The following is a 22,606-nucleotide window of genomic DNA, read 5'->3' on the forward strand; positions in this document are numbered from 1 at the left end:
AAATACCACAGTGCTGAAACGGGTTCGTGGTCTCCCAAAGCGCAACGACCGAACGGGCACGGCAAAGCCGCATCGGACGGGATCGGCCGGCTCACCTGCTGGGAGCCCGCGCATCCTGTGATGCTGCTGTCATTCCGGTACGGAGGATTGTTCTTGGAAGTCCGATAGCAGAGGTTTTCCATGAGCTCGTGGCCCGGTTGCATCCTGCATGCTGGTGACGCGCCATCCGTGACGGTCAGGAATCGCCGTCACTCCGGGTAGGAGATGACGGTGAGCGAGCCTTCCCTTGTGGGGAACGCGACGCTTCAGATAGTTGCTAGCCTAACGATCTATTCCGATGAACTGCACTGACATACGTCAGATAGTCCGCGGAATGAACGGGAGTGTCGCCTGATCGACACTTTGCCGACGACAGGCGAAATGACAGAGGCCACCCGAAGGTGGCCTCTGCGCAGCTAACGGTCGGTAAGCGAGGCGCTTACTTGACCGCCCAGCCGGTCAGCTCGGCCAGGGCCTTGCCGATGTCAGCCAGGGAACGCACGGTTTTCACACCAGCGTCCTGCAGGGCGGCGAACTTCTCGTCCGCAGTGCCCTTGCCACCGGAGATGATGGCGCCGGCGTGACCCATGCGCTTGCCGGGCGGTGCGGTCACACCAGCGATGTAGGACACCACCGGCTTGGTCACGTTGGCCTTGATGTAGGCAGCCGCTTCTTCTTCAGCCGAACCACCGATTTCACCGATCATGACGATCGCTTCGGTTTTCGGGTCTTCCTGGAACAGCTTCAGGATGTCGATGAAGTTGGAGCCCGGGATCGGGTCACCACCGATGCCCACGCAGGTGGACTGGCCGAAGCCGGCGTCGGTGGTCTGCTTCACGGCTTCGTAGGTCAGGGTGCCGGAACGCGACACGATGCCTACCTTGCCCGGCAGGTGGATGTGACCGGGCATGATGCCGATCTTGCACTCGCCGGGAGTGATCACGCCCGGGCAGTTCGGGCCGATCAGGCGTACGCCCAGCTCGTCGCACTTGACCTTGGCTTCCAGCATGTCGATGGTCGGAATGCCTTCGGTGATGCAGACGATCAGCTTGATGCCGCCGAAGGCCGCTTCCAGGATCGAGTCCTTGCAGAACGGAGCCGGAACGTAGATGACCGAGGCGTCAGCGCCGGTAGCTTCCACGGCTTCCTTGACGGTGTTGAACACCGGCAGGCCCAGGTGGGTGGTGCCGCCCTTGCCGGGGGTCACGCCGCCAACCATCTTGGTGCCGTAGGCGATGGCTTGTTCGGAGTGGAAGGTACCCTGCGAGCCGGTGAAGCCCTGGCAGATGACTTTGGTGTCTTTATTGATCAGGACGCTCATTACTTACCCTCCGCGGCCTTGACGACTTGCTGGGCAGCGTCGGTCAGGCTGGTCGCCGCGATGATGTTCAGACCGCTCTCGGCCAGGACCTTGGCGCCGAGGTCGGCGTTGTTGCCTTCCAGACGAACGACAACCGGGATTTTCACGCCGACTTCTTTCACGGCGCCGATGATGCCTTCGGCAATCATGTCGCAGCGAACGATGCCGCCGAAGATGTTCACCAGAACGGCAGCGACGTTGCTGTCGGACAGGATGATCTTGAACGCTTCGGTCACGCGCTCTTTGGTGGCACCGCCGCCAACGTCGAGGAAGTTGGCCGGCTTGCCGCCGTGCAGGTTGACGATGTCCATGGTGCCCATGGCCAGGCCAGCGCCGTTGACCATGCAGCCGATGTTGCCTTCCAGCGCGACGTAGTTCAGCTCCCACTTCTGCGCATGGGCTTCACGAGCGTCGTCCTGGGACGGGTCGTGCATGGCGCGCAGCTTGGGCTGACGGTACATGGCGTTGGAGTCGATGTTGATCTTGGCGTCCAGGCAGTGCAGGTTGCCGTCTTTCTTGATCACCAGCGGGTTCACTTCCAGCAGCGCCAGGTCGTAGTCCTGGAACAGCTTGGCCAGGCCAACGAAGATGTGGGTGAACTGCTTGATCTGGTCGCCTTTCAGGCCCAGCTGGAAGGCCAGCTCGCGGCCCTGGTAGGGCTGAGCGCCAACCAGCGGATCGATGGTGGCCTTCAGGATCTTTTCAGGGGTCTCGTGCGCAACTTTCTCGATGTCCACGCCACCTTCGGTGGAGGCCATGAAGACGATGCGACGGCTGGAACGGTCGACAACGGCGCCGAGGTACAGCTCCTTGTCGATGTCGGTGCAGGATTCCACCAGGATCTTGCTGACCGGCTGGCCGTTGGCGTCAGTCTGGTAGGTCACCAGACGCTTGCCCAGCCAGTTGGCGGCGAACGCCTTGGCGTCCTCTTTGCTCTTGACCAGCTTCACACCGCCCGCTTTACCGCGGCCACCAGCGTGTACCTGGGCCTTAACGACCCACTCGGTACCACCGATCTTTTCACAGGCTTCTGCGGCCTCTTCGGGTGTGTCGACGGCGAAGCCCTTGGATACGGGCAGGCCGTACTCAGCGAACAGCTGCTTACCCTGATATTCGTGGAGATTCATGCTTGTCTACCGTTTTCGTCTTGGGTATTGCGCATTCGGCGCGGCGCTCGTGGCACCACGCCACCTGTGACCGAATCCCCCTCAGGGGAGAGACGATCCGGCGGAGTGGGCGGCAGCCCCTCGCAAAAGACTGCCGCCCTCCCCGCCGTGGTCCCGTTCCTTAGCGCTTCTTGCGGTTGGCGATGTGAATGGCGTGGCCATTCACAGCCAGGGCCGCTTCGTGCAGCGCTTCGGACAGAGTCGGGTGGGAGAAGACCATCATGCCCAGGTCTTCGGCACTGGTGCCGAATTCCATGCCGATCGCGCCCTGCTGAACCAGCTCGGCGGCGCTCGGGCCGATCACGTGGACGCCCAGTACGCGGTCGGTCTTGGCATCGGCGATGACCTTGACCAGGCCGGTGGTGTCGTTGGCAGCCATGGCGCGGCCGCTGGCGGCAAACGGGAAGGTGCCGACGTTGACTTCAACGCCTTCGCCCTTGAGCTGCTGCTCGGTCTTGCCGACCCATGCGATTTCCGGGTGGGTGTAGATCACCGACGGAATCAGGTCGTAGTTCATCTGGGCCTTGTGGCCGGCGATGCGCTCGGCAACCATCACGCCCTCTTCCGAGGCCTTGTGCGCCAGCATGGCGCCGCGGACCACGTCACCGATGGCGTAGACGCCCGGAACGCTGGTCTTGCAGTGGTCGTCGACGAAGATGAAGCCGCGCTCGTCCATGGTCACGCCGCTGTCGGCAGCCAGCAGGTCGGTGGTCACCGGGCGACGGCCCACGGCCACGATCAGCTTGTCGAAGGTTTCCTTCTGCTCGCCGTTGGCGTCGGTGAAGGTCACGGTGACCTGCTTCTTCTTCACTTCCGAACCGGTGACGCGAGCGCCCAGGCGGATGTTCAGACCCTGCTTGGTCAGGACCTTCAGGGCTTCCTTGGCGACCTGCTCATCGGCAGCCGGCAGGAACTTGTCCAGGGCTTCCAGGACGGTGACTTCAGCACCCAGGCGAGCCCAGACCGAACCCAGTTCCAGACCGATGACGCCAGCGCCGATCACGCCCAGCTTCTTCGGTACGCTCTGGAATTCCAGGGCGCCGGTGGAATCGACGATGACGTCGTCGGTCAGCGGGGCCGGCGGGATTTCAACCGGCTTGGAGCCCGAAGCGATGATGATGTTCTCGGCTTCCAGGACCTCGACCTTGCCGTCCAGGCCGGTCACTTCGACCTGCTTGTTGGCCAGGACCTTGCCGTGGCCTTCGAAGGAGGTCACGCCGTTGGCCTTGAACAGGGTAGCGATGCCGCCGGTCAGGTTCTTCACGATGTTGGCCTTGCGGGCAACCATCGCCGGAACGTCCATCTTCACGCCGCCAGTGGAGATACCGTGGACGTCAAAGCCCTCTTTGGCTTCCTTGTACTTCCAGGAGCTGTCCAGCAGCGCCTTGGACGGAATGCAGCCTACGTTCAGGCAGGTACCGCCGAGGGCAACCTTGCCCTCCTTGCCGATGTACTTCTCGATGCAGGCGGTCTTCAGGCCGAGCTGGGCGGCACGGATGGCGGCTACGTAACCGCCGGGGCCGGCACCAATCACAACCACGTCGAATTTCTGGCTCATGTCTCAATCCTTATTCCGGTGAAGCGGACGGCCCCTTGCGGGGCCGTCGTGTAGTACGGGGCCGTCGTGTGAAGTGACGAATCAGACGTCCAGCAGCAGGCGAGCCGGATCTTCCAGCAGGTCCTTCATGGTGACCAGGAAGCTTACCGCTTCCTTGCCGTCGATCATGCGGTGATCGTAGGAGAGCGCCAGGTACATCATCGGCAGGATGACCACCTGGCCGTTAACGGCCATCGGGCGCTCCTGGATCTTGTGCATGCCGAGGATGGCGGTCTGCGGCGGGTTGACGATCGGAGTCGACAGCAGGGAACCGAATACGCCACCGTTGGAAATGGTGAAAGTACCACCGGTCATGTCTTCGATGGACAGCTTGCCGTCTTTGGCTTTCTTGCCGAAGGTGGCGATGCCGTTCTCGATCTCGGCCAGGCTCATGAACTCGGCGTTACGCAGTACCGGTACGACCAGACCGCGGTCGCTGGAAACTGCCACACCGATGTCCTGGTAGCCGTGGTAGACGATGTCGTTGCCGTCGATCGAGGCGTTGACGCCCGGGAAGCGCTTCAGGGCTTCGGTAGCGGCCTTGACGAAGAAGGACATGAAGCCCAGGCGCACGCCGTTGTGCTTCTTCTCGAACAGGTCCTTGTACTTGTTGCGCAGGTCCATGATCGGCTTCATGTTGACTTCGTTGAAGGTAGTCAGCATGGCCATGGAGGACTGGGCTTCGACCAGACGCTCGGCAACCTTGGCGCGCAGGCGGGTCATCGGAACGCGCTTCTCGACGCGATCGCCAGCAGCGAAGACCGGAGCTTCGGCAGCCGGAGCAGCAGCCTTGGCGGCCGGGGCGGCAGCCGGGGCGCTCTTCTTGGCTTCAACGGCAGCCACCACGTCTTCCTTGGTGACACGACCGCCCTTGCCGGTGCCGGCCAGGCTGTTCGGGTCGATGCCGTTTTCTTCGGCGAGCTTGCGAGCGGCCGGCGACAGGATGTTGTCGTCAGCGGCAGCAGCCGGGGCAGCGGCGGCCGGGGCGGCAGCAGGAGCAGCGGCAGCAGCCGGAGCAGCAGCGACAGCGCCGCCTTCGCTCAGCTTGCCCAGCAGTTCGTTGGAGAGAACGGTGTCGCCCTCGCCCTTGACGATCTCAGCTAGGACGCCATCAGCCTCGGCGAGCACTTCGATCACGACCTTGTCGGTTTCGATGTCAACGATCAGCTCGTCACGCTTGACGGCGTCACCGACCTTCTTGTGCCAGGTTGCGACGGTGCCGTCGGCAACCGATTCCGGGAAGGTTGGGGCTTTGATTTCGATAGCCATTATGTGTGTTTCCTTAAATTCGGTATCAACTGCGCGTTGGCGTTAAACGGTGAAGGCGTCCTGCAGCAGTTTTTCCTGCTGCTCGGCGTGCATCGAAGCGTAGCCGCAAGCCGGAGCTGCCGAGCCTTCGCGGCCCGCGTATTCCAGGTTGAGACCTTTCTTGTGCGCGGCGATGACACGACGCATATGGTGCTGCGAGCAGTACCAGGCGCCCTGGTTCATCGGCTCTTCCTGGCACCAGACGATGTGCTTGAGGTTCTTGTACTGGGACAGAACTTCGGCCAGATCGTCTTCCGGGAACGGATAGAGCTGCTCCAGACGCACGATCGCGACGTCCTCGCGGCCTTCCGCACGGCGCTTCTCCAGCAGGTCGTAGTACACCTTGCCGCTGCACAGCACGATGCGCTCGACCTTCTTCGGATCCAGGTTGTCGATCTCGCCGATCACGGTCTGGAACGAGCCGTTGGCCAGATCTTCCAGGGTCGAGATGGCCAGCTTGTGACGCAGCAGCGACTTCGGAGTCATCACGATCAGCGGCTTGCGCAGCGGACGGATCACCTGACGGCGCAGCATGTGGTAGACCTGGGCCGGAGTGGTCGGCACGCAGACCTGGATGTTCTGCTCGGCGCACAGTTGCAGGTAACGCTCCAGGCGCGCGGAGGAGTGCTCCGGACCCTGGCCTTCGTAGCCGTGCGGCAGCAGCATGGTCAGGCCGCAGAGGCGCTGCCACTTGGTCTCGCCGCTGGTGATGAACTGGTCGATCACGACCTGCGCACCGTTGGCGAAGTCACCGAACTGGGCTTCCCAGGTCACCAGCGCGTTCGGCATGGTGGTGGCGTAGCCGTATTCGAAGGCCAGTACGGCTTCTTCCGAGAGGTAGGAGTCGTACAGGCTGACGCGCGGCTGGCCGTCGAACAGGTGGGCCAGCGGGATGTAGACCGAGTCGTCCTTCTGGTTGTGCAGCGCCGCATGGCGGTGCGAGAAGGTGCCGCGGCCGACGTCCTGACCGGTCATGCGCACCGGGTGGCCTTCGAACAGCAGGGTGGCGTAGGCCAGGTTCTCGGCGAAGCCCCAGTTGATGGGCATGCCGCCGGCAGCCATCTTCGCGCGGTCTTCGTAGATCTTCTGCACCTGACGCTGCATGACGAAGCCGTCCGGAGTTTCCAGCAGCTTGGCGGACAGGTCCTGCAGGGTCTTCAGGTCGAAGCGGGTGTCGTGACGCGCGGTCCAGGCATGGCCCACGTACGGACGCCAGTCGACGAAGAGCTCCTTGTTGGGTTCCTTCACCAGGCTCTTCACCACGTGCTGGCCGTTGTCGAGAGCGTCGCGGTATTCGTCGACCTTCTCCTGGGCCTGCGCGGCGGTCTGAACGCCGGCTGCGATCAGCGCGTCGGCATACAGGTCACGGGTGGTGCGCTGCTTGGCGATCTGCTGGTACATCAGCGGCTGGGTACCGCTCGGCTCATCGGCCTCGTTGTGGCCGCGACGGCGGTAGCAGACCAGATCGATGACCACGTCACGCTTGAACTGCATGCGGTAGTCGACGGCCAGCTGGGTCACGAACAGGACCGCTTCCGGATCGTCGCCGTTCACATGGAAGATCGGCGCCTGGATCATCTTCGCCACGTCGGTCGCGTACTCGGTGGAACGAGCATCGTCCTGACGGCTGGTGGTGAAGCCGACCTGGTTGTTGATCACGATGTGGATGGTGCCGCCCGTCTTGTAAGCACGGGTCTGCGACATCTGGAAGGTCTCCATGACCACGCCCTGCCCCGCGAAGGCGGCATCGCCGTGGATGGAGATCGGCACGACCTTGTCGCCGTTGCCATCCTTGCGACGGTCCTGGCGAGCGCGTACCGAACCCTCGACCACCGGGGAAACGATTTCCAGGTGCGAGGGGTTGAAGGCCAGGGCGAGGTGGACTTCGCCGCCGGTGGTCATGACGTTGGAGGAGAAGCCCTGGTGGTACTTCACGTCGCCCGAGCCCAGCTCGACCAGTTTCTTGCCTTCGAACTCGTCGAAGAGGTCGCGCGGGTTCTTGCCCAGGGTGTTGACCAGGACGTTCAGGCGGCCACGGTGGGCCATGCCGATGACGATTTCCTTGACGCCGTAGGAGCCGGAGCGCTGGATGATCTCGTCGACCATCGGAATCAGGCTCTCGCCGCCCTCCAGGCCGAAGCGCTTGGTACCCGGGTACTTGGTGCCCAGGTACTTTTCCAGGCCTTCGGCAGCGGTCAGGCGCTCGAGCAGGTGGGAACGGGCATCGGCGGAATACGCCGGACGGCCGCGCACGCTTTCCAGCCGCTGGGCGAACCAGTGGCGTTGCTCGGAATCGACGATGTGCATGAATTCGGCGCCGATGGTGCTGCAGTAGGTCTGCTTCAGGGCGTCGATGATTTCGCGAAGGGTAGCTTCTTCCTTGCCGATATAGAGTTCACCGGTACGGAAGGTGGTGTCGAGGTCTGCAGCGGTCAGGCCATAGTGCTCGAGCGACAGGTCGGAGGGGGCGGTACGCACCCAGAGCCCCAGCGGATCAAGCGATGCCGCCTGATGGCCACGCAGCCGGTATGCCAGGATCAGGCGCAGGACTTCAACCTGCTTCTTCTCGTGCTCAGTGCTTACGCTGCCAGCGGAAACAGGCGCAGCGCGGCGCTGGTTCTTGGCCAGGAGTACGAAATGATCACGGATAGAGGAATGCGAGACGTCGGGGGCGGGATTGCCGTCGGCAGGGAGCTTCTGGAAGTACGTGCGCCACTCTTCTGGCACAGCGTTCGGGTCGTGCAGGTAGAGCTCGTAGAGCTCTTCGACGTAGGCAGCGTTACCACCGGATAGATGGGCACTGTTCCACATCCGCTGCATTACGCTTTCGTGCATGCTTGGTCACCCTCGGTAAGGGGACTCCACCTGATGAAATCTCTGGCTTGAAGTCATACACAGCGACTTCTAGCCACCGATTCCCGCAGATAGTCCGGGTACCAGCCCGGATGCCCCTGCTGGTCATATATACGTTTTCAAGTCAGGACCCCCGCTTTGTGGGCTTGGGTCCGCAGTACTGCACCGCCGGATTGTTCCGGCGGCGCAGGTGTTGCTCTTGCAGTGACTCGTGGCCTGGGCCGCGAATCAGGTGCCGCTTTGCAGCAGCATGTTACGTACGTGGCCGATTGCCTTGGTCGGGTTCAGACCCTTCGGGCAGACGTTCACGCAGTTCATGATCCCGCGGCAGCGGAATACGCTGAACGGGTCATCCAGCGAAGCCAGACGCTCTTCGGTCTTGGTGTCGCGGCTGTCGGCCAGGAAACGGTAGGCCTGCAGCAGCGCAGCGGGACCGAGGAACTTGTCGGGGTTCCACCAGAAGGACGGGCAGGAGGTCGAGCAGCAAGCGCACAGGATGCACTCGTACAGACCGTCCAGCTTCTCGCGCTCTTCCGGGGTCTGCAGACGCTCGATGGCCGGAGCCGGAGTATCGTTCTGCAGGAACGGCTTCACCTTCTCGTATTGCTTGTAGAAGATGCTCATATCGACGACCAGGTCACGGATCACCGGCAGGCCCGGCAGCGGACGCAGCACCAGCTTGCCGCCTTTCAGGCCAGCGGCCGACAGCGGAGTGATGCAGGCCAGGCCGTTCTTGCCGTTGATGTTCATGCCGTCGGAGCCGCAGACGCCTTCACGGCAGGAGCGACGGTAGGAGAAACCCTCGTCCTGTTCCTTGATCAGCGCCAGCACGTCCAGGACCATCACGTCCTTGCCGTCGGTATTGACCTGGAAGTCCTGCATGTAGGGCGCAGCGTCCTTCTCAGGGTTGTAGCGGTAAACACTCACTTGCAACATGGCGGGCACCCTTAGTAAGTACGAACCTTGGGTTCGAATGCCGGAACAGTCTTCGGCGCGAAGTTGACGGCACGCTTGGCAACGCGCTTCTCACCCGGGAAGTACAGGGTGTGGCACAGCCAGTTCTCGTCGTCGCGCTCCTCGAAGTCTTCGCGGGCATGGGCGCCGCGGGACTCTTTGCGATGCTCGGCGGCAATCGCGGTGGCTTCGGCCACTTCGAGGAGGTTCTGCAGTTCCAGCGCTTCGATACGCGCGGTGTTGAAAGCCTGGCTCTTGTCATTGATCTTGACGTTCGCGATACGCTCACGCAGATCAGCCAGTTGAGCGATGCCCTTCTGCATGTATTCGCCGGTACGGAATACACCGAAGTAGTTCTGCATGCACGATTGCAGCTCGCGCTTGAGCGGGGCGACTTCTTCGCCGCTGGTGCGCTCGTTCACGCCATTGAGGCGCTTGAACGAAGCTTCCAGGTCGCTCTCGGAGGCGCCACGGTGCTCGATGCCTTCTTTCAGGGCCTTTTCCAGGTGCAGACCGGTTGCGCGGCCGAAGACCACCAGGTCGAGCAGCGAGTTGCCGCCCAGGCGGTTGGCGCCGTGTACCGATACGCAGGCGACTTCACCGACCGCGAACAGGCCTTCGACGATGGTGTCGTTGCCGTTGGCGTCCATGGTCAGGGCCTGGCCATGGATGTTGGTGGCAACGCCGCCCATCATGTAGTGGCAGGTCGGGATAACCGGGATCGGAGCGACAACCGGGTCGACGTGGGCGAAGGTCTTGGACAGTTCGCAAATGCCGGGCAGGCGGCTGTGCAGAACTTCCTCGCCGAGATGGTCGAGCTTCAGCAGTACGTGGTCCTTGTTCGGGCCCACGCCGTTGCCGGCGATCACTTCCTTGACCATGGAACGGGCAACTACGTCGCGGCCGGCCAGGTCTTTTGCGTTCGGAGCGTAACGCTCCATGAAGCGCTCGCCATGGGCGTTGATCAGGTAACCGCCCTCACCACGGCAGCCTTCGGTAACCAGTACACCGGCGCCGGCGATGCCGGTCGGGTGGAACTGCCACATTTCGATGTCCTGGACCGGTACGCCAGCGCGCAGGGCCATGCCCACGCCGTCGCCGGTGTTGATCAGGGCGTTGGTGGTGGAGGCGTAGATACGGCCGGCACCGCCAGTGGCCAGCACCACGGCCTTGGAGCGGATGTAGACGGTTTCGCCGGTCTCGATGCAGATGGCGATGATACCGACGACGTGACCGTCCTGGTTCTTCACCAGATCGACCGCGTACCACTCATTAAGGAAGGAAGTACCGTTCTTCAGGTTGGCCTGATAGAGGGTGTGCAGCAGCGCGTGACCGGTACGGTCAGCAGCGGCGCAGGTACGGGCAGCCTGGCCACCCTTGCCGAAGTCCTTGGACTGGCCACCGAACGGACGCTGATAGATGCGGCCCTGCTCGGTACGGGAGAACGGCAGACCCATGTGTTCCAGTTCGAACACGGCTTCCGGGCCGACGGAGCACATGTATTCGATCGCGTCCTGGTCACCGATGTAGTCGGAGCCCTTGACGGTGTCGTACATGTGCCAGCGCCAATCGTCGTTCGGGTCGGCCGAAGCGATGGCGCAGGTGATGCCGCCCTGGGCGGATACAGTGTGGGAACGGGTCGGGAAGACCTTGGTCACCACGGCAGTCTTGTGACCGCCCTGGGCCAGTTGCAGCGCAGCACGCATGCCGGCGCCGCCGCCACCAACGATGATGGCGTCGAAGGAAAGAGTACGGTTGCTAGCCATGGATCAGTTACCCCAGAGAATCTGCACACCCCAGACGAAGAATGCGAACATGGCCATGCCGCATACTGCCTGGACGAGGAAACGCACGACGGTCGCGGCCTTGCCGAGAGCCATCGGAGTCAGGTAGTCGGTAGTGATGGTCCACATGCCGACCCACGCGTGCACGCTCAGGGCAACCAGCGTCAACAGGCTGAATATCTTCATCAGGCTGTGAGAGAACAGACCATGCCACTCCGCGTACGAGATGTTCGGGTGCGCGATCAGGTAACCCAGCAGGAACAGAACATAAGCCGCGAGAACGACCGCGGAAACGCGTTGAGCCATCCAGTCATAGAGGCCGGAACGCGAGAAGTTAGTGACGTTAGTTACCATACCCAGACCCCCGCCAGAACGATCAGTACCGCTGCAACAGCGAGTACGATTTTCGAACCACGCTTACCGCCTTCCAGCGTTTCACCGACACCCGCGTCCATGACGAGGTGACGAACACCGGCTACCAGGTGGTACAGCAGCGCAGACAGCAGGCCCCAGATCACCAACTTGGCCAACGGGCTGGCCAGACACGCCTTCACCTGCTCGAAGCTTTCTTCCGATGCGAGGGACTTGTCGAGTGCGAACAGCAGCACGGCAATGCCCACGAACAGGATGACGCCAGAGATGCGGTGGAGAATGGACGTGTAAGCGGTGACAGGGAGTTTGATGGTCCTTAGGTCTAGGTTTACAGGTCGTTTGCTATTCACGGCTTTTTTCACACTGAGAGCCCTTATAGGAGCAGGGCTAGTTGTCGGGAGGTGCACTTGTCAGGTACCCATCACCTTCGGGAGTGACAACCACCAATCAAGCAAGGCCGGACGGCCCTTGGCGGCTGGTCGCCGAGTATAGACAGTTAGGCCCCTAATGACAACGGAAAGACCTTCACCTAAGGACTAATTGCCGCACCCCCTTAAAAGGCGTAAACAGGCAATTTTTTTCGCCAAAACAGAGGCTTGGAGGAGCCGATCTAGTCCGTTTGTGCAAATTGACATTCGGATTTATCTCTCTATAGTGGTGCGGGCCCTGCGTGGGGGGTCGTACAGATGATTTCAAGCATAAATAGGAGGCCTACATGGCTGACAAAAAAGCGCAGTTGATCATCGAGGGCGCAGCCCCCGTCGAACTGCCTGTCCTCTCCGGCACGCTGGGTCCCGACGTTGTCGATGTTCGCGGCCTGACCTCCACCGGCCACTTCACTTTCGACCCCGGTTTCATGTCCACCGCCTCCTGCGAGTCGAAGATCACCTTCATCGATGGTGATAAAGGTGTCCTGCTGCACCGTGGTTACCCGATCGAGCAGCTCGCCGAGAACTCCGATTACCTGGAAACCTGCTACCTGCTGCTCAAGGGCGAACTGCCCACCGCCGAGCAGAAGGAACAATTCGTCGGCACCATCAAGAACCACACCATGGTTCATGAGCAGCTGAAGACCTTCTTCAACGGCTTCCGCCGTGATGCGCACCCGATGGCCGTGATGTGCGGCGTGATCGGTGCCCTCTCCGCCTTCTATCACGACTCCCTGGACATCAATAATCCGAAGCACCGGGAAGTCTCGGCGCATCGTCTGATCGCCAAGATGCCGACCATCGCCGCCATGGTGTACAAGTACTCCAAGGGCGAGCCGATGATGTACCCGCGCAACGACCTGAACTATGCAGAAAACTTCCTGCATATGATGTTCAACACCCCTTGCGAGACCAAGCCGATCAGCCCCGTGCTGGCCAAGGCCATGGACCGCATCTTCATCCTGCACGCCGACCACGAGCAGAACGCCTCCACCTCCACCGTGCGCCTGGCGGGCTCTTCGGGTGCCAACCCGTTCGCCTGTATCGCCTCCGGCATCGCCGCCCTGTGGGGCCCGGCCCACGGCGGTGCGAACGAAGCCGTTCTGCGCATGCTGGACGAGATCGGTGACGTATCGAACATCGAGAAGTTCGTGGCCAAGGCCAAGGACAAGAACGATCCGTTCAAGCTGATGGGTTTCGGTCACCGCGTGTACAAGAACTTCGACCCGCGCGCCAAGGTCATGAAGCAGACCTGCGACGAGGTTCTCCAGGAGCTGGGCATCAACGACCCGCAGCTGGAACTGGCCATGAAGCTGGAAGAAATCGCCCGCCACGATCCGTACTTCGTGGAGCGCAACCTCTACCCGAACGTGGACTTCTACTCCGGCATCATCCTGAAGGCCATCGGCATTCCGACCAGCATGTTCACCGTGATCTTCGCACTGGCACGTACCGTGGGCTGGATCTCGCACTGGCAGGAAATGCTCTCCGGTCCGTACAAGATCGGCCGTCCGCGCCAGCTGTACACCGGCAGCGCCCAGCGCGACTTCGTGTCCCTCAAGGACCGCAAGTAATCGCCACGGCGTGATGAAAAAAGGCTGCTTCGGCAGCCTTTTTTATTGCCTTTGAACTTTGCTGGAAAAGCATCACCCATGAAAAAGGCCGCCCGAAGGCGGCCTTTTTCATCAGGGTAAACAGCGCTTATTTCTTCTCGGCAGCGCTGCGCAGCCCCTTCAGGGTGTTCATCGGCGCATCGACCACGAAGCTGTTGGCCAGCCAGGACGGAATGCTGCCGCCCGGCTCGGTCTGCACCTGGTAGGTCACTTCGGTCACGCCAGCCGCCTTGGGCACCAGCTTCCACTCGCCGATCAGTTTCGGAACGCGGATCTCACCCTTCTCTTCCGGGATGTAGGTCGGCTCGGCCTTCAGGTGGCGGATCATCCCACCATCGGCGGTCTTCTCGGTGGTCACATGGATCACCACGTCCCGGCCGGTCACTGGCCAGGGCATGTCGATCTTAGAGTAGGTCCAGGAGTCAGCGCCTTCGCTCTTCAGCAAGCGCATTTCGCCGCAAGCGTGGATCCACTTGCAGGAACCCTTGGCGTCGTCCTGCAGGGCGCTGATGGTGGCCACGTCAGCCTTGATGTCGACGACGCCACGATAGGCCTTGTACTTGGAACCCGGCACGCTGCTCAGATAGACCTTGACGCCATCCTCGTCCTTCGCCAGCTGCCAGTCTTCCGCCATCGCGGTCCCGGTCAGCCCCATCACGGCAGTGGCCAACAGGGTCATACGCAGTACACCACGCATCGTCTTACCTCTCTTTATTCTTGGTTTGTCGGGCAAGGGTGCCCTTCCGAATCCGCGGTCTTGAGCGGGACGGGCGTCAGTATGGCCCCTAAAACCGTGACCTCCAAGTCACTCAGGCGGAGGTGATCCGCTCCCATTCGGCAAGGATCTGCAGCGCCTGCTCATTGCTCTGGCCGCAGGCCTCCGGATCGGCCTCGAAGGCGGCACAGACGGCCGGCCGCCGCGCATCGCCGAACAGCTTGCAGAGGTTGCGCTCGTCCAGTTGCACACAACGCACGCCCGCCGGCTTGCCGTCGGGCATGCCGGGAATGGGCGAGGAAATCGACGGCGCGATGCAACAGGCGCCACAGCCGATACGGCACTGCATGGAGGAACTCTCGAGGCGGACGCCCGCCCAGGCGGGGCGGACTGGTAGAAACGGGCGCCGAGAATATAGCCCGCCGCGCTCGCCGCCAAGCCGGCCGGATCAGTGGGCACAGCGCCAACAGGCGCCCCCTTTCTGTCGTCCCACGCATCCATTAGGCTTCGCACACCTCTCAGTGGAGCCTTTCACCATGCCGGTCTGGCTGCAAACCGCCTTTCTCCTGGGGCTTTCCAACCTGTTCATGACCTTTGCCTGGTACGGCCATCTGAAAACCCTCAACACCAAACCGTGGATAGTCGCGGCACTGGTCAGCTGGGGGATCGCCCTGTTCGAGTACCTGTTGCAGGTACCCGCGAACCGCATCGGCTACACATCCCTGTCAGTCGGGCAACTGAAGATCATGCAGGAAGTGATCACCCTGGCGGTCTTCGTACCATTCAGCGTGTACTTCATGCAGCAGCCATTGAAACTCGATTACCTGTGGGCCGGCCTGTGCCTGCTCGGCGCGGTGTACTTCATCTTCCGCGCCTGAGGCCGAACGGGTGCCGCTGCCGGCGACCCCCTCCCCGGTCAGGGCTGCGAGCCGTCCTTGAGGCGGGTGATCAGGCTGGACGTATCCCAGCGCCCGCCACCGGCGGCCTGCACCTCGGCGTAGAACTGGTCCACCAGCGCGGTCACCGGCAGCTGGGCTCCGTTGCGGCGCGCCTCGTCGAGTACGATGCCCAGGTCCTTGCGCATCCAGTCCACCGCGAAGCCGAAGTCGAAGCGCCCTTCCAGCATGCTCTGATGGCGGTTCTCCAGTTGCCAGGACTGCGCCGCGCCCTTGCTGATCACCTCCATCGCCGCCATGCCGTCGAGACCGGCGCTGCGAGCGAAGTGCAACGCTTCGGACAAGCCCTGCAGCAGTCCGCCGACACAGATCTGGTTGACCATCTTGGTCAACTGGCCGCTGCCCACTGGGCCCATCAGCCGCACCATCCGCGCGTAGGTGGCGATTATCGACTCAGCACGCTTGAAGATCAGTGGATCGCCGCCGACCATCACCGTCAGCGAACCGTTTTCCGCCCCGACCTGGCCGCCGGACACCGGCGCATCGAGAAAGCCCAGCTCACGCTCCGCGGCCAACACCGCCAGCTCGCGGGCGACCTGCGCCGACGCGGTGGTGTGATCGACCAGCACCGCCCCCGGCTGCATGCCCGCCAACGCGCCGTCCTCGCCCAGCATCACGCTGCGCAGATCGTCGTCGTTGCCCACGCAGCACATCACGAACTCCGCCCATTGCGCCGCCTCGCGTGGCGTCGCCGCCGAGTTGCCGCCGAACTGCTCGACCCAGCGCGCCGCCCGCGACGCCGTGCGGTTGTACACGCACACCTCGTGCCCCTCACGCTGCAGGTGCCCCGCCATCGGGTACCCCATCACGCCCAGGCCGATGAAAGCGACTTTTGCCATGCCCCACCCCTCACCATCGAAAGCCGCTGAGCCTAGCACAGCGGTTTGCCGGTCCTGAAAAGCCCTTCCATACTGCGGAGACCTTCATCCGCGAGCATCCACTATGCCCCACTGGCTGGTGATCGACCTGGAAGCCACCACCGAGGAAGGCGGCTGGCCGGTCGAGGAAATGGAAATCATCGAAATCGGCGCGACGCTCGTCACCGAGGCCGACGGCCGCGAGCTGGATCACTTCCAGCGCTTCGTCCGGCCGCAGCGCCGGCCGCTGCTGACCACCTTCTGCCGCGAGCTCACCCACATCAGCCAGGCCAACGTCGATGCGGCAGCGCCCTTGCGCGAGGTCTGGCCGCAGTTCGAACGCTGGCTCGCCCAGCACAGTCCACGCCTGGCCGGCTGGACCAGCTGGGGCGACTACGACCGCCACCAACTGGAAATCGAATGGCGCAGGCAGAAACTGGACAGCCACCTCGCCCGCGTGCCGCACATCAACCTCAAGCAGCGTTTCGCCGAGGCCCGCCAGCTGAAACGCCCGGTCGGCCTGAATGCCGCACTGCACCTGGCCGGCCTGCACTTCCAGGGGCAACAGCACCGCGCCCTGGAAGACGCCCGCAACACCGCCCGCCTGCTGCCGCTCGCCCTGCCGGTCACCAGCTGAATCCACGGTTCGCTGTCGACCGAACGGTCCCTGTTGCACCTCTAGTGACGCCGCCTGCGCCCTTGGGCATACTGGCCAGCCCTTTTTCACCCCTCTAGCAGGAGATGCCCATGTTCAAGGTCAACGAGTACTTCGACGGCACCGTCAAATCCATCGCCTTCGACATGACCGCAGGCCCGGCCACCATCGGCGTGATGGCCCCCGGCGAATACGAATTCGGCACCAGCCAGCTGGAAGTGATGCACGTCGTCGCCGGCGCGCTGATCGTCAAGCTGCCGGGCAGCGACAACTGGGAAACCTTCGCCGCCGGCAGCAAGTTCACCGTGCCGGCCAACAGCAAGTTCCAGCTGAAGGTCGCCCAGGACACCGCCTACCTCTGCGAATACCGCTGAGTTCGGCGCGTCATGAAAAAACCGGCCCTGGTGGCCGGTTTTTTATTGCCCGTAAATCGACGGCGAGCATGACCTTGCAGGAGCGAGCCTGCTCGCGAACCACCCAGTTCCTGGAGCCGCGGGAGAGCGTTCGCGAGCAAGCTCGCTCCTACAGGCACCCAGGCATTGGGAGCCTATCAGGCATCCTTCTCGCAATTGATCATCCACGCCACCCCGAAGCGATCCTCAAACGTGCCGAACAGCGCGGCCCAGAAGGTCTTTTCCAACGGCATGGTGACCTTGCCGCCCTTGCCCAGGGCCTCGAAGATGCGCCGGGCCTCGGCCTTGGTGTCGACATTGAGGGTGATCGAACAGCCCTTCATCCCCTCGTATGTCCCGCATTGCGGCGATGCGTCCGAGCCCATCAGCACGTGACCGTCCACCTCCAGGCGCACGTGGATGATGTGATTCTTCAACTCCGCCGGCATGTCTTCGCAGCCCGGCGCGTCGGAGAAGCGCATCAGCGCCGGCAGCTTGCCGTTCAGTACCTCGGCGTAATGACGGAAGGCTTCTTCGCAGTTGCCGTTAAAGGTCAGGTAGGCATTCATCAACATGGTGGTTTCCTCCTGTTTCAGGATTTGCGAGCGATCTGCTCGCGGATGCGGTCTTCCTGCTCGCGCAGTTCCGGGGTGAATTCGGCACCGAAGTCCTCGGCTTCGAAAATCTGCCGGATCTCGATCTCCGACGGCCCCTCGAAGGGATTGGGGCAACGCCTGACCCAATCGATGCACTCCTGCAGCGAGGCAGTCTGGAAGATCCAGTAGCCGGCGATCAGCTCTTTGGTCTCGGCAAAGGGGCCGTCGATGACCGTACGCGAGGCGCCGTCGAAGCGAACCCGAGCGCCCTTGAGGCTGGGTTGCAGCCCTTCACCGGCGAGCATCACACCGGCCTTGGCCAGCTCCTCGTTGTAGGCTCCCATCGCCGCGAGCATTTCTTCCTTGGGCATCACGCCGGCTTCGGATTCGGCGGTGGCCTTGACTATCACCATGAAGCGCATGGCTTTTCTCCTCTTGTTAGGGTCATCGTGGCGGCCGGGCATTCCCGGTTCCTGACGAGTAGTCGAAGCGCGCACAGCGAAATCGACAGCGGCCCGAAAATAATTTCGCGGCGTCCCGCAGGATGCCTGAGCATAGGCGGGAATACCGGGAGTGCCCGCCCCTCTGGAGACACGCGACAAAAGGCGAGAACCACGACACGCGCTGCATCGACGTCGGCAAACACCGCCGTCTATTGCAAACATCACGCGGCGCGTTGCGTCATGCACCTTTCCGCCCCATGAACACCGTCCTGATTGAACGACCAATCAAACCATGGGCATCGGATTCGCCGGGGCGTTCACCGCAGCTGATGACAGGTCAGGCCCCGGCGACTGGACAGCCCCTGCTCCGCTCCCTAGATTGGAACGCTTTCTCTGTACAGGAAGCCTGCCCATGAGCCTGGAATCGGTTCGCGCCTTCTTCGCCGAAAAGGCCCCCGACATCGCCATCATCGAGTTGGAAACCAGCACCGCCACCGTCGCCCTGGCCGCCGAGGCCCACGGCGTGGAGCCGGGTCGCATCGCCAAGACCCTGTCCCTGCGGGTGGGCGAGCGCACCGTGCTGGTGGTGGCCCGCGGCGATGCGCGGCTGGACAACCGCAAGCTCAAGGAAGCCTTCGGCGGCAAGGCCAAGATGCTCGGTGCCGAGGACGTAGTGGAGCTGACCGGGCATCCGGTGGGCGGGGTCTGCCCGTTCGGGCTGGCAACGCCGCTGCCGGTGTATTGCGATGTGTCGCTGCAGGCGTTCGACGAGGTACTGCCTGCGGCCGGGGCGGTGCACAGTGCTGTGCGAATCGAGCCGCAGCGCATGGCGGAACTGGTGGCGGCGGATTGGGTGGATGTTTGTCAGGAACTGGGCTGAGTCGACGTTTTTAGCCTGGTTCGCGAGCAAGCTCGCTCCTACAAGGAATGCATCGGTGTTGAACTGTAGGAGCGAGCTTGCTCGCGAACATTGCCTCCCCCCGACAGAATCCCCGATGCGCCAACACTGTTGCTCCAGCAACACCCGCCCAACACTTTGCTGTTCGCCCAGCGCCGCAACTGTTGCGCCAAATCTACAAGTCATTGATTTATATGTAATTTAATTTCCGGCACAGCTTGTGCAATGACCTGATCAGACAGACCCGAACACCGGGTCGATTCATCTGCCGAGGTCGCTGTACTGCCATGCCCCAACTCCCCGAATCCGCCCACTACGACATCCGCGAACCCAACGCGCACCGGATCGGCTCCGACGCCGAAGCCCTCTCAGTCGCCCACAAGGTCGCCGCCTTCCTTCTCGAAGGCGCCGCCGAGCGCGACCGCAACCGCGAAGTCCCGCCCGAGGTCGTCGAGGTCTACTCCAACAGCGGCCTGTGGGGCATCACCGTGCCCCGTGAGTACGGTGGCGCCGAGGTGTCCTACGCCACCCTCGCCGAAGTCATCGCCATCGTCTCCGCCGCCGACCCGTCGCTGGGGCAGATTCCGCAGAACCACTACTGCCTGCTGGAAGACATCCGCCTGCAAGGCACGGACGAGCAGAAGCACTTCTTCTTCGACCTCGCGCTCAAGGGCAACCGCTTCGCCAACGCGCTGTCGGAAACCGGCGGCAAGAACGTCCAGGACATCCAGACCCGCCTGCGCCGCGACGGTGACAGCGTGGTGATCGATGGCCGCAAGGGCTACTGCACCGGCTCGCTTTACGCCCACTGGGTCGGTGTGCTCGGTGTGGACGAACAGAACAACGCCCAGCTCGCCTTCGTCCCGCGCGGCGCGCCGGGCCTGGTCATCGTCGACGACTGGGCCAGCATCGGCCAGCGCACCACCTCCAGCGGCACCGTACTGGTGGAAGGCCTGCGCGTACCGGCGTTCAACGTCTTCCCCACGCACCGCTCCTACGACGTGCCGACCCTCGCCGGCCCGTTCGCGCAGATCACCACCGCCGCCATCGATGCCGGCATCGCCCGCGCCGCGCTGCGCGACACCATCGCCTTCGTCCGCGAGCAGGCGCGTCCGTGGATCGACGCCGGCGTGGAGAAGGCCAGCGAAGATCCGCTGACCATCATCCAGATCGGTGAACTGGGTATCCGCATCGAAGCTGCCGACGCCCTGCTGGAGCGCGCCGGCAAGGTGATGGACGCCGCTCGCCCCGCACCGGACGAAGACAGCGTGGCCCGCGCCTCGGTCGCCGTGGCCAAGGCAAAGGTGCTGACCACCGAGGTCGCCATCGAGGCCTCGAACAAGCTGTTCGAGCTGGGCGGCACCCGCTCCACCCTCGCCCGCCACGGCTTCGACCGCCACTGGCGCAATGCCCGCGTGCACACCCTGCACGACCCGGTGCGCTGGAAGTACCACCTGGTGGGCAACTGGCTGCTGAACGACAAGCGCCCACCGCGCCACGACTGGAACTGAGGAAGCGCGATGAGCAAGCAGATCCGCCTCAACGCCTTCGCCATGAACTGCGTCGGCCACCTGTCGCCCGGCCTCTGGCGCCACCCACGCGACCAGCAGGCCGCGCGCTACACCGACCTCCACTACTGGATCGAGCTGGCGAAAACCCTCGAACGCGGGAAGATCGACGGCCTGTTCCTCGCCGACGTGCTGGGCGTCTACGACGTCTACCACGGCAACGCCGATGCCGCGCTGAGCGCTGGCGCACAGGTGCCGGCTAACGACCCGCTACAGATAGTCCCGGCCATGGCTGCGGCCACCGAGCACCTGGGGTTCGGCATCACCGCCTCGGTGTCCTTCGAGCACCCGTTTCCGTTCGCCCGGCGCATCTCCACGCTGGACCACCTGACCCGAGGCCGCGCCGGCTGGAACATCGTCACCTCCTACCTCAACAGCGGCGCGCGCAACCTGGGGCTGAAACAGCAGCTCAACCACCAGCAGCGCTATGCCCTGGCCGAGGAATACCTGGAGGTCTGCTACAAGCTCTGGGAGGCCAGCTGGGAGGATGACGCGGTGGTAGCCGACCGCGCGAACGGCGTCTACGCCGACCCGCGCAAGGTGCACCCCATCGAACACAAGGGCGAGCACTTCGAAGTGCCGGGCTTCCACCTCAGCCAGCCATCGCCGCAGCGCACGCCGGTGCTCTACCAGGCCGGTGCTTCGAGTCGCGGCAAGGCCTTCGCCGCCGGCAATGCCGAATGCGTGTTCGTCGCCTCGCCGACCAAGAACATCCTCCGCGATCAGGTCGCCGACCTGCGCCGTCTGGCCGTGGAAGCGGGCCGCCAACCGAACGACGTGCTGGTACTGAACCAGCTCACCGTGATCGTCGCACCGACCGACGAAGAGGCCCTGGCCAAGCTGGAAGACTATCGCCAGTACAGCGACCGCGAAGGCGCATTGGCACTGGTCTCCGGCTGGACCGGCATCGACTTCGGCCAGTACGCGCCGGACCAGGTGTTGCGCCACGTACAGAGCGACGCCATCCAATCCGCGGTGGACGCCTTCAGCGCCGCCGACCCGCAGCGCCAGTGGACCGCCGCCGAGATCGCCGACTACTGCGCCCTGGGTGGCGACGGCCCGCTGCTGGTGGGTTCGCCACAGACCGTGGCGGACCAGTTGCAGGCCTGGGTCGAGGAAACCGACGTCGACGGTTTCAACCTCTCCAGCCTGGTGGCGCCGGAAACCTTCGTCGACATCGTTGACCTGCTGGTACCGGAACTGCAAGCGCGCGGGTTGTTCAAGCGCGACTACGAGCCAGGCACCCTGCGCCACAAGCTGTTCGGTCGGGGCGACCGACTCGGCGCCTCGCACCGCGCTGCGAAGCTGCGCCGGAGTGAACAGTGATGGACGGCTGGTTCCGCAACCTCGACTGGCACGACCTCGGCCAGGCCTGCCTGGACACCCTGGCCATGCTCGGCGGCGCGCTGGTCTTCACCGTACTGCTGGGCCTGCCGCTGGGCGTGCTGCTGTACCTCACCGGCAAGCGCCAGCTGCATGAGAAACCCGGCCTGTACCGCGCGCTCTCGGTAGTGGTGAACATGCTGCGCTCGCTGCCGTTCATCATCCTGCTGATTGTGCTGATCCCGGTCACCACGCTGGTCACCGGCACCTCGCTGGGCGTGCCCGGCGCCATCCCGCCGCTGGTGGTGGGCTGTACGCCGTTCTTCGCACGACTGGTGGAAACCGCCCTGCGCGAGGTCGACCGCGGCCTGGTGGAAGCCACCCAGGCGATGGGCGCCAGCACCTGGCAGATCATCTGGCACACGCTGCTGCCCGAAGCGCGCACCGGGCTGATCGCTGCCGTGACCGTCACCGCCATCGTGCTGGTGGACTACACCGCGATGTCCGGCGTGATTGGCGGCGGCGGCCTCGGCGACCTGGCCATCCGCTTCGGTTATCAGCGCTTCCAGACCGACGTGATGATCATCACCGTCGCCCTGCTGATCCTGCTGGTGCAGGCCCTGCAGATGAGCGGCGACCGCCTGGTGGCGCGCTACACCCGGCGCTGAATTCCCCGCCCACTCCCCACCCGGGAGCGGCACCTTCGATCCAGCCGCCGGCAGCCGGCCC

The 22,606-nt window shown here is 63.3% G+C and carries 22 protein-coding genes; 8 read left to right on the forward strand and 14 right to left on the reverse strand.

Features of this window, described 5'->3' with window-relative positions; all coding sequences use genetic code 11:
• Positions 1–478: 478 nt before the first annotated feature.
• The 9 genes from sucD to sdhC form a co-directional block, all read right to left on the reverse strand.
• Positions 479–1,360, reverse strand: coding sequence for a succinate--CoA ligase subunit alpha (gene sucD, locus ACNFBT_RS21140; protein WP_207883052.1), 882 nt, complete (start codon positions 1,358–1,360; stop codon positions 479–481).
• Positions 1,360–2,526, reverse strand: coding sequence for an ADP-forming succinate--CoA ligase subunit beta (gene sucC / locus ACNFBT_RS21145; protein ID WP_015477516.1), 1,167 nt, complete (start codon positions 2,524–2,526; stop codon positions 1,360–1,362). Before sucC ends, sucD begins: the two co-directional genes overlap by 1 nt.
• Before the next feature lie 160 nt (positions 2,527–2,686).
• Positions 2,687–4,123: a dihydrolipoyl dehydrogenase gene (lpdA, locus tag ACNFBT_RS21150; RefSeq protein ID WP_416752698.1), complete on the reverse strand. Its 1,437-nt coding sequence runs from the start codon at positions 4,121–4,123 to the stop codon at positions 2,687–2,689.
• Between the two features lie 81 nt (positions 4,124–4,204).
• The gene (gene odhB, locus ACNFBT_RS21155; protein ID WP_416752699.1) at positions 4,205–5,431 is read right to left on the reverse strand and encodes a 2-oxoglutarate dehydrogenase complex dihydrolipoyllysine-residue succinyltransferase; all 1,227 of its coding nucleotides are present in this window, start codon (positions 5,429–5,431) and stop codon (positions 4,205–4,207) included.
• 42 nt (positions 5,432–5,473) lie between these two features.
• Positions 5,474–8,305, reverse strand: coding sequence for a 2-oxoglutarate dehydrogenase E1 component (locus ACNFBT_RS21160; RefSeq protein ID WP_416752700.1), 2,832 nt, complete (start codon positions 8,303–8,305; stop codon positions 5,474–5,476).
• Between the two features lie 246 nt (positions 8,306–8,551).
• Positions 8,552–9,259, reverse strand: a complete 708-nt coding sequence (locus ACNFBT_RS21165) for a succinate dehydrogenase iron-sulfur subunit (RefSeq protein WP_275611388.1) — start codon at positions 9,257–9,259, stop codon at positions 8,552–8,554.
• An 11-nt stretch (positions 9,260–9,270) separates the two neighbouring features.
• On the reverse strand, positions 9,271–11,043 hold the full coding sequence (gene sdhA / locus ACNFBT_RS21170) for a succinate dehydrogenase flavoprotein subunit (RefSeq protein WP_416752701.1): 1,773 nt from the start codon (positions 11,041–11,043) through the stop codon (positions 9,271–9,273).
• A 3-nt stretch (positions 11,044–11,046) separates the two neighbouring features.
• On the reverse strand, positions 11,047–11,415 hold the full coding sequence (gene sdhD / locus ACNFBT_RS21175) for a succinate dehydrogenase, hydrophobic membrane anchor protein (protein WP_416752702.1): 369 nt from the start codon (positions 11,413–11,415) through the stop codon (positions 11,047–11,049).
• Entirely contained in the window at positions 11,409–11,795 is a 387-nt protein-coding gene (gene sdhC / locus ACNFBT_RS21180) for a succinate dehydrogenase, cytochrome b556 subunit (RefSeq protein ID WP_416752703.1), read from the reverse strand. Before sdhC ends, sdhD begins: the two co-directional genes overlap by 7 nt.
• Before the next feature lie 353 nt (positions 11,796–12,148).
• Between sdhC and gltA the strand changes: the two genes are divergently transcribed.
• Positions 12,149–13,435, forward strand: a complete 1,287-nt coding sequence (gene gltA, locus ACNFBT_RS21185; RefSeq protein WP_207883036.1) for a citrate synthase — start codon at positions 12,149–12,151, stop codon at positions 13,433–13,435.
• Between the two features lie 127 nt (positions 13,436–13,562).
• On the opposite strand, the gene ACNFBT_RS21190 is transcribed toward gltA, so the two are convergent.
• Positions 13,563–14,171, reverse strand: a complete 609-nt coding sequence (locus ACNFBT_RS21190; RefSeq protein ID WP_416752704.1) for an START domain-containing protein — start codon at positions 14,169–14,171, stop codon at positions 13,563–13,565.
• A gap of 112 nt (positions 14,172–14,283) precedes the next feature.
• Entirely contained in the window at positions 14,284–14,538 is a 255-nt protein-coding gene (locus ACNFBT_RS21195) for a YkgJ family cysteine cluster protein (protein WP_416752705.1), read from the reverse strand.
• A gap of 187 nt (positions 14,539–14,725) precedes the next feature.
• On the opposite strand from ACNFBT_RS21195, the gene ACNFBT_RS21200 reads away from it, so the two are divergent.
• A complete protein-coding gene (locus tag ACNFBT_RS21200; protein ID WP_416752706.1) occupies positions 14,726–15,067 on the forward strand; it encodes a DMT family protein in 342 nt (113 codons plus the stop codon).
• Between the two features lie 38 nt (positions 15,068–15,105).
• On the opposite strand, the gene ACNFBT_RS21205 is transcribed toward ACNFBT_RS21200, so the two are convergent.
• Positions 15,106–16,023: an NAD(P)-dependent oxidoreductase gene (locus ACNFBT_RS21205; RefSeq protein WP_416752707.1), complete on the reverse strand. Its 918-nt coding sequence runs from the start codon at positions 16,021–16,023 to the stop codon at positions 15,106–15,108.
• Between the two features lie 64 nt (positions 16,024–16,087).
• Here ACNFBT_RS21205 and ACNFBT_RS21210 point away from each other — a divergent pair, with 64 nt between their 5' ends.
• A complete protein-coding gene (locus ACNFBT_RS21210) occupies positions 16,088–16,639 on the forward strand; it encodes an exonuclease domain-containing protein (protein ID WP_416752708.1) in 552 nt (183 codons plus the stop codon).
• A 110-nt stretch (positions 16,640–16,749) separates the two neighbouring features.
• Entirely contained in the window at positions 16,750–17,031 is a 282-nt protein-coding gene (locus ACNFBT_RS21215; protein ID WP_416752709.1) for a pyrimidine/purine nucleoside phosphorylase, read from the forward strand.
• Between the two features lie 176 nt (positions 17,032–17,207).
• On the opposite strand, the gene ACNFBT_RS21220 is transcribed toward ACNFBT_RS21215, so the two are convergent.
• Positions 17,208–17,624 (reverse strand): VOC family protein, encoded by a 417-nt coding sequence (locus tag ACNFBT_RS21220; RefSeq protein WP_416752710.1) that lies wholly within the window; start codon positions 17,622–17,624, stop codon positions 17,208–17,210.
• 17 nt (positions 17,625–17,641) lie between these two features.
• On the reverse strand, positions 17,642–18,067 hold the full coding sequence (locus ACNFBT_RS21225) for a YciI family protein (protein WP_416752711.1): 426 nt from the start codon (positions 18,065–18,067) through the stop codon (positions 17,642–17,644).
• Between the two features lie 433 nt (positions 18,068–18,500).
• Here ACNFBT_RS21225 and ACNFBT_RS21230 point away from each other — a divergent pair, with 433 nt between their 5' ends.
• The 4 genes from ACNFBT_RS21230 (at position 18,501) to ACNFBT_RS21245 (ending at position 22,545) form a co-directional block, all read left to right on the forward strand.
• Positions 18,501–18,968, forward strand: coding sequence for a YbaK/EbsC family protein (locus tag ACNFBT_RS21230; protein WP_416752712.1), 468 nt, complete (start codon positions 18,501–18,503; stop codon positions 18,966–18,968).
• Between the two features lie 305 nt (positions 18,969–19,273).
• Positions 19,274–20,497 carry an SfnB family sulfur acquisition oxidoreductase gene (locus ACNFBT_RS21235; RefSeq protein ID WP_416752713.1) on the forward strand — a complete coding sequence of 408 codons (1,224 nt, stop codon included), beginning with the start codon at positions 19,274–19,276 and terminating at the stop codon, positions 20,495–20,497.
• 9 nt (positions 20,498–20,506) lie between these two features.
• Positions 20,507–21,880: an LLM class flavin-dependent oxidoreductase gene (locus ACNFBT_RS21240; protein ID WP_416752714.1), complete on the forward strand. Its 1,374-nt coding sequence runs from the start codon at positions 20,507–20,509 to the stop codon at positions 21,878–21,880.
• Positions 21,880–22,545 (forward strand): methionine ABC transporter permease, encoded by a 666-nt coding sequence (locus ACNFBT_RS21245; protein WP_416752715.1) that lies wholly within the window; start codon positions 21,880–21,882, stop codon positions 22,543–22,545. The genes ACNFBT_RS21240 and ACNFBT_RS21245 overlap by 1 nt, the downstream gene beginning before the upstream one ends.
• Positions 22,546–22,606 lie beyond the last annotated feature (61 nt).

It is taken from the genome of Pseudomonas sp. NY15181 (assembly GCF_048068055.1).
Classification (GTDB): domain Bacteria; phylum Pseudomonadota; class Gammaproteobacteria; order Pseudomonadales; family Pseudomonadaceae; genus Pseudomonas.

Excerpts from the sequence above, each read along its gene's own strand:
- sucD (WP_207883052.1), bottom strand. The coding sequence starts at position 1,360 with ATGAGCGTCCTGATCAATAAAGACACCAAAGTCATCTGCCAGGGCTTC.
- sucC (WP_015477516.1), bottom strand. The coding sequence starts at position 2,526 with ATGAATCTCCACGAATATCAGGGTAAGCAGCTGTTCGCTGAGTACGGC.
- lpdA (WP_416752698.1), bottom strand. The coding sequence starts at position 4,123 with ATGAGCCAGAAATTCGACGTGGTTGTGATTGGTGCCGGCCCCGGCGGT.
- odhB (WP_416752699.1), bottom strand. The coding sequence starts at position 5,431 with ATGGCTATCGAAATCAAAGCCCCAACCTTCCCGGAATCGGTTGCCGAC.
- ACNFBT_RS21160 (WP_416752700.1), bottom strand. The coding sequence starts at position 8,305 with ATGCACGAAAGCGTAATGCAGCGGATGTGGAACAGTGCCCATCTATCC.
- ACNFBT_RS21165 (WP_275611388.1), bottom strand. The coding sequence starts at position 9,259 with ATGTTGCAAGTGAGTGTTTACCGCTACAACCCTGAGAAGGACGCTGCG.
- sdhA (WP_416752701.1), bottom strand. The coding sequence starts at position 11,043 with ATGGCTAGCAACCGTACTCTTTCCTTCGACGCCATCATCGTTGGTGGC.
- sdhD (WP_416752702.1), bottom strand. The coding sequence starts at position 11,415 with ATGGTAACTAACGTCACTAACTTCTCGCGTTCCGGCCTCTATGACTGG.
- gltA (WP_207883036.1), top strand. The coding sequence starts at position 12,149 with ATGGCTGACAAAAAAGCGCAGTTGATCATCGAGGGCGCAGCCCCCGTC.
- ACNFBT_RS21190 (WP_416752704.1), bottom strand. The coding sequence starts at position 14,171 with ATGCGTGGTGTACTGCGTATGACCCTGTTGGCCACTGCCGTGATGGGG.
- ACNFBT_RS21195 (WP_416752705.1), bottom strand. The coding sequence starts at position 14,538 with ATGCAGTGCCGTATCGGCTGTGGCGCCTGTTGCATCGCGCCGTCGATT.
- ACNFBT_RS21200 (WP_416752706.1), top strand. The coding sequence starts at position 14,726 with ATGCCGGTCTGGCTGCAAACCGCCTTTCTCCTGGGGCTTTCCAACCTG.
- ACNFBT_RS21210 (WP_416752708.1), top strand. The coding sequence starts at position 16,088 with ATGCCCCACTGGCTGGTGATCGACCTGGAAGCCACCACCGAGGAAGGC.
- ACNFBT_RS21215 (WP_416752709.1), top strand. The coding sequence starts at position 16,750 with ATGTTCAAGGTCAACGAGTACTTCGACGGCACCGTCAAATCCATCGCC.
- ACNFBT_RS21220 (WP_416752710.1), bottom strand. The coding sequence starts at position 17,624 with ATGTTGATGAATGCCTACCTGACCTTTAACGGCAACTGCGAAGAAGCC.
- ACNFBT_RS21225 (WP_416752711.1), bottom strand. The coding sequence starts at position 18,067 with ATGCGCTTCATGGTGATAGTCAAGGCCACCGCCGAATCCGAAGCCGGC.
- ACNFBT_RS21230 (WP_416752712.1), top strand. The coding sequence starts at position 18,501 with ATGAGCCTGGAATCGGTTCGCGCCTTCTTCGCCGAAAAGGCCCCCGAC.
- ACNFBT_RS21235 (WP_416752713.1), top strand. The coding sequence starts at position 19,274 with ATGCCCCAACTCCCCGAATCCGCCCACTACGACATCCGCGAACCCAAC.
- ACNFBT_RS21240 (WP_416752714.1), top strand. The coding sequence starts at position 20,507 with ATGAGCAAGCAGATCCGCCTCAACGCCTTCGCCATGAACTGCGTCGGC.
- ACNFBT_RS21245 (WP_416752715.1), top strand. The coding sequence starts at position 21,880 with ATGGACGGCTGGTTCCGCAACCTCGACTGGCACGACCTCGGCCAGGCC.